Genomic DNA, 10,905 nt, shown 5'->3' with positions numbered 1-10,905 from the left:
CTCGCCCGCCTCGACACGGGAGCGGCGGGCCCCGACCTGGCCGGTGAGGCGGGCGTGGCCCTCGCGGCGGTCGGCCGCCCGCTGGGCGAGCGCGGCGATCCGCTGCTGCTCGGCGGTGGCGGCCTCCTCCGCGGCCTCCCGGGCCGCGACCGTCTCGCTGAGCTGCTCGGTGATCTGCTCGACCTCGCCGCGCAGGGTCTCCTCGTCGGCGCGCACCCGCTCGGCCTGGGCGCGCAGCTCCTCGGGGTCACGGCCGGTGGTGGTCTCCTCGGTCTCGTCCTGTCCGAGGAGGCGGACCCGCTCGGCGGCGAGGGAGGCGGTGGCGGTGAGCCGCTCGGCGACGGACGCGAGCGAGACGGCACGCTGCTGCGCGGCGGCCAGGGCCGCGTCGGCGCCGCTGCCCGCCTCCTCGTGCTCGTGGATCCGGTCCCGGATCTCGGCGACGGCCCGCTCGAGGGCCGAGCGGCGCTCGAGCATCGCCTTCTCGTCGGCGACCTCCTGCTCGAGCGTGGAGGTCAGTTGGACGAGGTCGTCGGCGAGCAGGCGGCCCTTGGCGTCACGGGCGTCGGCCTGGATCACCGCCGCCTTGCGGGCGGTCTCGGCCTGCCGGCCGAGGGGGCCGAGCTGCCGACGGATCTCGGTGGTCAGGTCGGCCAGCCGGGAGAGGTTGCCCTCCATCCCCTCGAGCTTGCGCAGCGCCTTCTCCTTGCGCTTGCGGTGCTTGAGGACCCCGGCGGCCTCCTCGATGAAGCCGCGACGCTCCTCGGCACTGGCCCGCAGCACCTGGTCCAGCTGCCCCTGCCCGACGATGACGTGCATCTCCCGGCCGATGCCGCTGTCGGAGAGCAGCTCCTGGATGTCGAGCAGCCGGCAGGAGGTGCCGTTGATGGCGTACTCGGAGCCGCCGCCCCGGAACATCGTGCGCCTGATCGTCACCTCGGTGTAGTCGATCGGCAGCGCACCGTCGGTGTTGTCGATGGTCATCGTCACCTCGGCACGGCCGAGCGGTGCCCGGCCCGAGGTCCCGGCGAAGATGACGTCCTCCATCTTGCCGCCGCGCAGCGACTTCGCCCCCTGCTCCCCCATGACCCAGGCGAGCGCGTCGACGACGTTGGACTTGCCCGAGCCGTTCGGCCCGACGATGCAGGTGATCCCCGGCTCGAGGCGCAGGTCGGTCGCGGAGGCGAACGACTTGAAGCCCTTGAGGGTGAGGCTCTTGACGTACACGAGCGGGCTCTCCTGGGGGCTGGGGTCGGCTGGGCGGTCCGGGCCATGCTACGTCGCCCGGCCCGCCGCCCCGGGGAGCAGCGTGGTCAGCCGGCGGTGAGGATGATCGGGTCGTCGGCGGTGATGGCGATGGTGTGCTCGCTGTGCGCGCCCCGGGAGCCGTCGGTGCTGCGCAGGGTCCAGCCGTCGGGGTCGGTGCGGATCTTGTCGGTGCCGGCCATGAACCACGGCTCGATGGCGATGACGAGACCGGGGCGAAGGGGGATCCCCCGGCCCGGGCGGCCGTCGTTGGCCACGTGCGGCTCGCCGTGCATGGTCCGCCCGACGCCGTGCCCGCCGAAGTCGGTGTTGACCGAGTAGCCCTCCTGGCGGGCCACGCCCGCGATGGTCGCGCCGATGTCCCCGAGCTTCTTCCCCGGCCGGGCGATGTCGATCGCCGCCGCGAGCGCCCGCTCGGTGGTGTCGATGAGGCGCAGGTCCTCGGTGTCGGGACGGCCGACGACGAGGGAGCGGGCCGCGTCCCCGACCCAGCCGTCGACGGAGACGGCGAAGTCGAGGGAGAGCAGGTCACCGTCCTCGAGGCGGTAGTCGTGCGGCAGGCCGTGCAGGACCGCGTCGTTGACGGAGGTGCACAGCACCTTGCCGAAGGGCATCGCACCGAAGGAGGGGTGGTAGTCGATGTAGCAGGAGGTCGCGCCGGCCTCGCGGATCATGTCGTGCGCGAGGGCGTCCAGGTCCAGCAGGTTCACGCCGACGTCCGCGGCCTCGACCAGCGCGTCGAGGACGGAGTTCACGAGCCGACCGGCCGGTCGCATCCGCTCGATCTCGTCGGGGGTCTTCAGTTCGATCACCCGACCACCGTATGCGAGGGCCGGGCGCGGGCGTCAGTCCCCCGCGGCCCCGGCAGGGCCACGCTCGCCGGCGATGCGCTCGTGGTGGTGGATGACCTCGGCGATGACGAAGCCCAGAAACTTCTCCGCGAAGACCGGGTCCAGCCCCGCGGTGTCCGCCAGTCGCCGCAGCCGCTCGATCTGGCGGTGCTCACGGGCCGGGTCGGCCGGGGGCAGTGCCAGCTCGGCCTTGAGGTGGCCCACCTGCTGGGTCGCCTTGAAGCGCTCGGCGAGCAGGTGGATCAGCGCCGCGTCGATGTTGTCGATGGACTGCCGCAGCCGGAGCAGTTCGGAGGGTGTCTCGCTCACGGGCACAGGCTAGGGGGCGAGGCCCCCTTCGGCCCACGCCCGTCCGGAGGCCGGGACCGGCGCTACTTCTCGACGAAGCCCTCGACGCCGGGGCGCGGCGCCTGGTCGAGCCGCTCGACTCCGCTGACCCGGCCCGGTCGGCCGGTGCTCAAGACCGGCTCCTCGAGCAGCGCCCCCAGCCGGTCGAGCCGGTCCGGCGACCCCTGGGCGAGCACCTCGACCCGCCCGTCGTCCATGTTCCGGGCGTGTCCGACGAGGCCGAGCTCCAGGGCGCGAGCGCGGGTCCACCAGCGGAATCCCACTCCCTGGACGCGACCCCTGACGAACCACGTGGCGCGCTTTGTGGTCTCCATGCCCCGAAACTAAGGTGTCACGGTGCGCCTCCACCACCCCGGGGGCCGCGGTGCCTAGTTTCAGGTCCGTGGGCCACGGAAACGCCACCATGGAGGCACCCACGACCGGGGGGTCGGAGCAGGTGCCCTCCGTCGGCGTGCCCGACAGCGGGGAGCCGGACTCCGGCAGCCAGCCGAAGGGACGCCCCCTCAAGGGTCACCTCGCCGGGCTGGACGGGTTGCGCGCCCTCGCCGTCACGGCGGTCATCGTCTTCCACCTGAACCCGAACTGGTTGCCGGGCGGGTTCCTCGGCGTCGACGTCTTCTTCGTCATCTCCGGCTTCCTCATCACGACGCTGCTGCTGCGCGAGCGGCGCGACACCGGGCGGGTGGACCTGCCCGGCTTCTGGAAGCGGCGTGCCCGACGGCTGCTGCCGGCCCTCTTCGTCGTCGTCCCGGTCTCGATCATCATCGCCCGGACCGTCGAGAAGGACCTGCTCGTCGGGATCGGGCGGCAGGCGCTCGGAGCGCTCACCTTCTCCACGAACTGGGTGGAGATCTACGCCGGCAGCAACTACTTCGAGTCCACCTCGCCGCAGCTGTTCATGAACTTCTGGTCCCTCGCGGTCGAGGAGCAGTTCTACCTCTTCTGGCCGCTGGTGACGCTGGCGCTCCTCGCGGTGCACCGACGGACCGGCCTCAAGGAAGGGGTGCTGGCCAGCTGCGTCGTGCTGATCGGGTTGGCGTCCGCGGTGCTCATGGTGCTCGAGCACAGCGCGGAGAACCCCACGCGCGCCTACTACGGCACCGACACCCACCTCATCGGCCTCATGCTCGGCGCCGCGCTGGCCTTCCTGTGGACGGGGCCGGGGCGGGCCTTCACGATCCACCGCTGGTGGCGCCGGCTGCGGCCGTGGCTGGTCCTCGTGTCCATCGCGACGCTGGGCGGGCTGCTGTACTTCACCGGCGAGGAGCACGCGTGGACCTTCACCGTCGGCATCCCGCTCGCCTCCCTGGCCACGGCCATCATCATGCTCGCGGCGGTCGACCGCCCGGGCGCACTGCGTACGGTGCTCGAGCTGGCCCCCCTTCGCTGGGTGGGCCAACGCTCCTACGGGATCTACCTGTGGCACTGGCCGGTCATCCTCATCGTCTCCGCGACGCTGCCGGCGACGTCGGGCAGCTCGCAGTTCCTCTGGACCCGGCTGTGGGCCGTCCTGGTCACCCTCGCCCTGGCCGACCTGTCCTTCCACTTCATCGAGACCCCGGTGCGGCGCCGGGGCTTCCGCGAGACCGGCCGCCGGGTGTGGCGTGCGGTCACGCTGCGCTCGAAGGTGGGCGGCCGGGTGGCCCTCGGGGTGCTCGGCTCGCTCGCCGCGCTGACCGTCGCGATCGTGCTCACGGCGCCGGACACCTCGAGCACCCAGCAGACGATCGAGCGCAATGCCTCCGCCTCCCCGAGCAAGCCCCGCGAGACCACACCGGCGCCGACCTTCACCGGCAAGAAGAGCTTCACGATGCCGGAGGGGGACGAGATCGACGTCTTCGGCGACTCCATGGTCGTCGGCTCGATCCCCGCGCTGGAGTACTACTTCCCCGGCGTCCAGATCGACGGCGAGTCCAACCGGCAGTGGAGCGACGGGCTCGAGGCCGTGGAGGAGGCCGACGACAGCCTGCGACGCGGCGTCGTCCTGGCCTTCGGCACCAACGCCGGCACCGACCCGGAGACGGTGGAGAAGATCATCGACGAAATCGGGCCAAAGCACATGGTGGTCCTCGTCAACCTGCACGCCGACCGGCTCTCGCGCATCGACGAGGACAATGCCGAGCTGCAGCGGATCGCCGACGAGCACGACAACGTCGCCATCGCCGACTGGGACGACGCGGTCACCCCCGAGGACCTGCAGCCCGACGGGATCCACCCCTCGCTCGGCGGGGCGCACACCTACGCGGCGACCATCCGGCAGGCCTTCGCGGACCTGACCTACAAGCACACCGGGAAGAAGCCGAAGCTCGAGGAGCTCCCCCGCCCCTGACCCGGCGGGGTCTGCCGCGCGGTCGACGCGGGTCGGTCGGCGCGAGCAGCGCCGCTGCCACCAGGGGGACCAGCACCCGACGAGTTCCGACGTGTCGGGGCTCCATCCGGGGCCGCGACCTCACCCCGCCCGGCGGGGGCGCACCTGGCACCGGGGGCAGCTGGTGGAGCTGCGATTCGTGAACTGCTCCCGCCGCATCGGGGTCCCGCAGCGCAGGCACGGCAGCCCCTCCCGGCCGTAGGCGGACAGCGACCGGTCGAAGTAGCCCGACTCTACACCTATTTGACATTCACGACTCATGAGTCGAATCCCCACTCAACTGATGATGGGATACGGATGCTACTCGCACTCAGACCCTGACTCCGCTGATTGCATTGCAGGCCAGGCTACAGATCCTGACCATGAACGTCACGGCCTGCTCTCGGGACGCCCACCCCGGAAGAGCACCCACGGGGGCTCACCACCCGTCCGCACCCCCTATCCGCCTCTCCTCTGGTCGCTTTCACGCTCCCGAAAGTGTTCGAGGAAGACATTGCGGATGGCAATCTTCTGGCCGGCCGTCAGCGGCCGTGCCGATGCTCGAATCTTCCGAACATGCTCGTCCCGAGCCGTATCCCCGAACGCATCACCAAGATCCGAGGCGCGGATCCATGTCTTGATGACCTGGCGTCCATCACGTCCGCTCGACTTTTCCTTTCGTGCCGTGAGGTGTCCGTCCTTGACCTGTCGACGGATGCTCTTCGCGCTGCACTTCTGGCGCTCCGCAGCTGCTACAACGTCTATCCATTCGCCTTCCGAGACCATGCTCTCTTCACCTTCCGCACCACCCGAAGCGCAACGCGATCACCATCACACGCACCGGTAGACCAATATGACTCATAGTCCGTGGACTCATGATCATCGTAGCGAAAGCGTTGAAATATGAGGGAGTTCGCGCATCGCATCGCATTTGGCGAGCATCTTCGCGACCTCCGCCAGAAGCGTGGCTGGCCATCTCAGGAAGCCTTCGCGCACCACGTCGGCCTCGACCGCACCTACATCAGCGGTCTGGAGCGCGGTCGCCGCAATCCGACATTGGACATCATCGTCAAGTTAGCCCTGGCCCTCGGCGTGAAACCGGCGGAACTCCTTGCCACGATCGAGTGACCATTGTGACTGCACTGGACAATCAACATCAGGACACCGTGCTACTGCGCTCGCTCGACGATCCGCACCTGGTGGGACGATGCGACGTCGCCACGCTCCAGTTGCCTATCAAGGCGCAGACGGCGATCGACGATACTCTGCCGCTGTACCAACTGATCGAAGAGTCGGAGAAGATCGTTGTGCAGAAGTCGGTGCCGTTCACGGAGCCAGAATTGGCCTACGCACAGCACGTGTGGAACGAGGAGCTACCCCGGCTCCAGGAGGCTGTGAACATGAATTTCACGGCATCCGATCCGCTGTTCGCCCGTGCCCTCAGTCAGATCCGTACCCAGCTCGTCGATCTCGTCGCGAATGCTACAGCGGGCACGCCCCTCTCCGAATGGCCGCGCGAAGAACTCGTCGACGCAGCTGTCGACACCTATATCGGCACGCAGTACAACACGACGATCCACGCGACAAACGGCCCGACCGCGATCGGCGACAGAGCAAAGGCGAAGAGCGAAGGACTCAGCGTTGCTGTCGATGACCTTCGGGCCGAGGTGGAGGCCGTCACTCCGGAGTTGGGAGCCGTCGTCAAGAAGGCAAGGCGGCCACTGCGCTTGTCATGGGTGGGGCGTTCGACTGAGGGATGCGCATGACTGCAAAGAAGGACCTCTCCCCCGGCGCGCGCGACCTTCTGAAGCGGGTCAGACAGCGCTACCTGACGTCACGGGACTTCAATGGACTGCACATCCGGCCGGATCGAGTCACCGATGACGTGATCGAAGCCGCGGTCGAGCTGGCCGAAGCCGGCCTCGTCCAGGTCGTCGGGCACGACGACTTCATGAACATCCACATTCGGCCGTGGCCGTCGCGCCGGGCCGTCGCCGATCAGGTCGAGGATCTGCGCGAGCTCTCCGAAGACGACTACGGTGTCGCGCTCTACCCCACGGCTAAGGCCATGAAGAGAGTGAAGCTCCCCAAGAAGTACGAGGACGCTCCGTTCTCCCGAGCCATGGCGCGTGGCCGCTCGACGCTGGAGCTGGCTTTCTTCAGCGCTGATGTGCTCGAGGGATATCGCAATGACGCGCGGTTCCGGTTCGGCATGGACGACTTCGGCATCAACTTCGGACTGTCCGACGATGCCTACGACAACAATCAGCCCGACAAGGGCCACGTCGGCATGATGCATCTGGGTTTCGCGTACGACATGAGCCAGTACGACCCGGAGGACCCGGAGTCGCCAATCGTCCGACGCGTGGCGGCGTTCTACGGCGATCTGAAGGATCTGACGCCCCAGCACCAGCAACGGTGGGCCAGCTTCCAGGTCGAGGCCGACGACATCGCTCCCCACCCGGTCTGGTACGGCACGCAAATGGGCAACTGGCCCGACGGAATCGGGCCATTCGCGAGGCTGACACAGGAGCTGGGGAACATCAACCACCTGTTCGAGAACGTCTGGGGCGCGAAGCTCTTCAAGACCCACGAACCACCCGACGACTTCGGTTGGATCCTGCGTGCAGATCAGCGCGAGTGGGACCACTTCATCCACTCATTCGACAAGCTCTTGTCGGACAACATCGACGGCAAAGCGCTAGACAGAGCGGGAGCCCCCAAAAGGAATGCCGCAGGGCAGACTCTGGGCACCCTCGGTCGGCTTGAGATGTTCATGACGACTAACCGCGTCGAAGCCGACACGGCGAAGTGGGCACTTACACCGCTTCGCGAGGTGCGAGCTGCACGGCAGAAGCCCGCGCACGCCCTGCGCAGCAACGTGACCGATCGGACCTTCGTGCGCAAACAGAAGCGCTTGATGCACGACGTCGATGAAGTCCTGATCAACATCCGTCAGTGGCTGGCCAGCCATCCGAAGAACCGCGGCTGGAAAGATCCGTGGCCTGACGCCAAGAACTACCCGATCTAGGGCGATGCTGCGCGGATGTGGGATCTGACCCCGCAGATCGACGAGGAGCAGTGCTTCACTCGTGTCTACCGGGGCCGTGGTGAGCTGATCGACTATCTGATGGTCAGCCATGCGCTGACCGAGGCGGTCGAGTCAGTCACCACCGGAGGCCTCGAGACGACGTGGAGGCCTCGGATCACCGGTCGGTCATCGCGACGTCCGACTTGGGGTGAGCGCCTTCGACCAAGCGCTTCAAGGGCGGTGGGCACCTCCGATTGCAGGCTATTCCGTCGTCAGCGCATCTGGCCCTCGGCGACCACGGTCGAGGTCATCGACACTGGACAGGATCACCTGGTGGAACACGAAGCGACTCCACCACACTCTAGGCCACCGCACCCTGGCCGAGGTCGAAGCCACCTACACTCACCGCAGGACGACTGCGCCCGCGACCAGCTGATGACGGGACGAAGCTCACAGCCCTTCGTCCGGCCTGCAGGGACTGGTCGTGCTCAATCCGGCTCAGAGAGCGCTCCGAGCTCGTTGTTCACCTCGGCGGCGGCTACCCTTTCCCGCCGCGGTCGGGGTGGCATCTCTGCAACAGCCGCCGCCCCGCGTACTTGATCCCCCCGGTGGAAGCTCCGCAGCGGCCCGAGCGGCTCATCGTAGGCTTGCCCGTCTCTGGTCATGCTTGCTCGATCTCCGCCTCGGAGAGTCGGTACGTCGCCTGGGAGACCGACCAGGAGGAGGAACCGACAGCGCTGGTGGCGTGGATGACCACTGCGCGCTGGGCGTCCATGCGCAAGACGTTGACCTCGAAGGAGGCCGGGGTGCCATCCGGCTCAGACCACTGCGTGGTCACGCCATCGAACTGCACCGGAGAGGCGACACGAGCGATAGCTGAGGAGCGCACCGCCGAGGGCAGAAGGCCGAGGGACCGAGCCCCCTCGGGGAACTGCTCGGCGACGCTGGCCTCGATGCCTGATGACGCCGCTGGATCGGAATGCCGTCCCGCGGAGGAGTTCTGCTTCGTATCGACAGGAACATCACCGGTTCGCTTGGCGGCCTTGCCGTTGATGTCGCAGTACGTGCGGCGATCTTCGATCAGCCACTCTCCGGAGGGGGACAACTTGCCGGTGGAGGTCTTGCTGAGCTCTCTCTCGGCGGTGGTGATGACGATCCGGTCGGGGGTCGCCTGCCACCCGATGCGACGTTGCACCACGCGTCCGGAGGACTTCCGAGGTTTGTCGAGCTGACGCACCCCTGAAGCGATGGCCGAACGGTCGACCTTGCGGGTAGCCGACTCGGAGCGAGGGGAAATAATCGCGGGCTCAGAGTCGGCATGAATGAGCTCCCCGCCGCTGCGAGCTGTCTGCGAGGCGCGGAGGGCGAGCTCAGTGGACGCTCTGACCCCAGAACGAAATGAGCGCGGGATATCGTCGGTGTACGTGAGCGCCTTCTCTGTGAAGGCCAGATCGGCCAATGACGTGGCCTGCCCTGCTTCGACAGACGTTCGACCATGGGCAAGTCCACCTTGTGTCGTGGTTCGACGTTGAAGGTGACCGGGCATCGTGTTCCTCCTCTGCTGGGCGTCCTTCTTCGACCGCCGCGCCACCTCGTGAAGCGCCGGCGGAATCATCGGTGTCGGCGATAGCAGGCCATTGGGCTCGCCAATCGCGTTAGCCTCGGTCTGCTACTGCGCGGTCGAGCGCTCCTCTGGGACCGTCACGGCACGTAGGGCAGTGATCCAAAGGCCTCGCGGGCCAACGTTCTTCCTCTGTGGGACGCCCCCTCCGCAGCCAACGCCCTGCTCGTCGCATCTACCTCGCGCTCACGCCGCGTCGCCACCATGACATGCCGTGGTCCTTTCCCCCTTCCCCCGCCGGCCGCCCTAGGCGAGCAGGCGAATGAGTCGAGTCAGTGCAGCCCTGTCGACGCTCTGGGCCTGCTGGTCGAGGCACATTCGTCCGACTTGTTCGACGAACTCTTCAGGGGACATCAGAGTCGCGTTGGGGCCCTTGGCCTGGTTGTTCGTCACCACCTGCTCCCCGACGTGGGAGTGGATGACGATCACCGGCACGACCTGCTTGTCCGGGAAGAGCTGCCGCAGCGGCTCCAGCGCCCACGACATCGGTGCCCCACGACGCTGCAGCCCCCATGCAGTGGTGGCCATAACCTGACCACTGAGCCAGTAGTAGCTGCCGCCGGACCAGTTCTTCGAGTCGACCGGGATCAGCAGGTCTCCGCAGAGGATCACGTGGTCGATGTCCGCCTTGCCGAAGTCGGGCAGGTTGATCCCATGGACGACCTTCACCCCTGGGATGGCGGTCAGCTCGTCGATGAGCTGGCTGGTGAGCACCTCGCCTTCGAAGCCGAGCTCCGACTGGCGTTCCGGGAACGGATTCTCCTGGGGGTTGTTCAGCCCTCTGCCGGGGTCGCCCCACTGGCTGTATGTATCGGCCGCCTCCGCAGAAATGAGCTCTCCGTCGTACGCCACGGCAGGCGGTGTAGAGCCTGCCGCACCGCGTAGCTTCCGCGCGGCCCGCAGCGTGAACCCGTAGGAGACCGCCACCGCCACGTCAGCCAACACCAGGGCCGTCGCAGCTCCCGAGCCAGGCTGGTCGGCGACAGCTCCGAAAGCAGTGGTCGGCTCCAGCAGCACCAAGAGCGCCACCGGCAGAGTCAGCACGGCGAAGACGTAGTAGAGCGTCTGCCAGAACTTCACGAATCCGTTCTGGACTCCGAGCCCGTATGGCAACCCGAAGAGGAACGCTCCGAAGAAGGCCCCGACGCCGAAGCTCCCGGCATCGCCCATGCTGCCCACACTGCCGTAAATGATGACCGCGACCAGCCAGATACCCGCCCAGATCACCAGTCGCCGCGCGGGGCTCCCGGTGGACCTGGTACCCCGCTCCTCAACCTTCGTCTGCCCATTCGAAACACCGTTGGTCTGCTCCTGTTGAACGCGCCGCGCCTCAGGCAACCAGCTGATCTGACCAGCAGACTTCGACATCGACTCCCAGACATCAAAGCCCGCCAGCTTGCGCGGGTCAGTCGAGGCGAACTGGTGCGGATCGTGACTGGGT

Annotated in this window: 11 protein-coding genes and 1 pseudogene; 4 read left to right on the top strand and 8 right to left on the bottom strand. The window is 67.6% G+C overall.

The genetic code is table 11. The features are described 5' to 3' along the window. The 4 genes from JCO01S_RS14545 to JCO01S_RS14530 form a co-directional block, all read right to left on the bottom strand. On the bottom strand, positions 1-1,227 hold a 1,227-nt coding region (locus JCO01S_RS14545), incomplete at its 3' end, for a chromosome segregation SMC family protein (RefSeq protein ID WP_157074648.1). Between the two features lie 86 nt (positions 1,228-1,313). Further along, positions 1,314-2,078 (bottom strand): type I methionyl aminopeptidase, encoded by a 765-nt coding sequence (gene map / locus JCO01S_RS14540; protein WP_068257333.1) that lies wholly within the window; start codon positions 2,076-2,078, stop codon positions 1,314-1,316. 33 nt (positions 2,079-2,111) lie between these two features. Further along, positions 2,112-2,426 carry a chorismate mutase gene (locus JCO01S_RS14535; RefSeq protein ID WP_068257330.1) on the bottom strand — a complete coding sequence of 105 codons (315 nt, stop codon included), beginning with the start codon at positions 2,424-2,426 and terminating at the stop codon, positions 2,112-2,114. A gap of 62 nt (positions 2,427-2,488) precedes the next feature. Further along, positions 2,489-2,779: an acylphosphatase gene (locus JCO01S_RS14530; protein WP_068257328.1), complete on the bottom strand. Its 291-nt coding sequence runs from the start codon at positions 2,777-2,779 to the stop codon at positions 2,489-2,491. Between the two features lie 68 nt (positions 2,780-2,847). Between JCO01S_RS14530 and JCO01S_RS14525 the strand changes: the two genes are divergently transcribed. Next, entirely contained in the window at positions 2,848-4,794 is a 1,947-nt protein-coding gene (locus tag JCO01S_RS14525; RefSeq protein WP_245634461.1) for an acyltransferase family protein, read from the top strand. Positions 4,795-4,914: 120 nt separating this feature from the next. Here the strand turns inward: JCO01S_RS14525 and JCO01S_RS15555 are convergent. Both JCO01S_RS15555 and JCO01S_RS15800 read right to left on the bottom strand, forming a co-directional pair. Continuing rightward, positions 4,915-5,064, bottom strand: a pseudogene (locus JCO01S_RS15555) (zinc finger domain-containing protein); the annotation flags it as partial. A gap of 207 nt (positions 5,065-5,271) precedes the next feature. Beyond that, positions 5,272-5,598: a hypothetical protein gene (locus tag JCO01S_RS15800; protein WP_157074647.1), complete on the bottom strand. Its 327-nt coding sequence runs from the start codon at positions 5,596-5,598 to the stop codon at positions 5,272-5,274. Positions 5,599-5,715: 117 nt separating this feature from the next. On the opposite strand from JCO01S_RS15800, the gene JCO01S_RS14520 reads away from it, so the two are divergent. From JCO01S_RS14520 to JCO01S_RS14510, 3 genes are read left to right on the top strand one after another with little or no spacing between them, the layout of a single operon-like run. Then, entirely contained in the window at positions 5,716-5,940 is a 225-nt protein-coding gene (locus JCO01S_RS14520) for a helix-turn-helix domain-containing protein (protein ID WP_068257323.1), read from the top strand. A gap of 5 nt (positions 5,941-5,945) precedes the next feature. Then, a complete protein-coding gene (locus JCO01S_RS14515) occupies positions 5,946-6,578 on the top strand; it encodes a hypothetical protein (protein WP_157074646.1) in 633 nt (210 codons plus the stop codon). Then, entirely contained in the window at positions 6,575-7,843 is a 1,269-nt protein-coding gene (locus JCO01S_RS14510; RefSeq protein WP_068257336.1) for a hypothetical protein, read from the top strand. Before JCO01S_RS14515 ends, JCO01S_RS14510 begins: the two co-directional genes overlap by 4 nt. A 661-nt stretch (positions 7,844-8,504) precedes the next feature. Here the strand turns inward: JCO01S_RS14510 and JCO01S_RS14505 are convergent. Both JCO01S_RS14505 and JCO01S_RS14500 read right to left on the bottom strand, forming a co-directional pair. After that, entirely contained in the window at positions 8,505-9,302 is a 798-nt protein-coding gene (locus tag JCO01S_RS14505; RefSeq protein ID WP_157074645.1) for a hypothetical protein, read from the bottom strand. Between the two features lie 408 nt (positions 9,303-9,710). Then, positions 9,711-10,905: nuclease-related domain-containing protein (locus tag JCO01S_RS14500; protein ID WP_157074644.1), on the bottom strand; the 1,195-nt coding region annotated here is incomplete at its 5' end.

Source organism: Janibacter corallicola NBRC 107790, from assembly GCF_001570965.1.
GTDB classification, from domain to species: domain Bacteria; phylum Actinomycetota; class Actinomycetes; order Actinomycetales; family Dermatophilaceae; genus Janibacter; species Janibacter corallicola.
The sequence above is the reverse complement of the archived record's forward strand: the minus strand, read 5'-3'. Positions and strand labels throughout refer to the sequence as shown.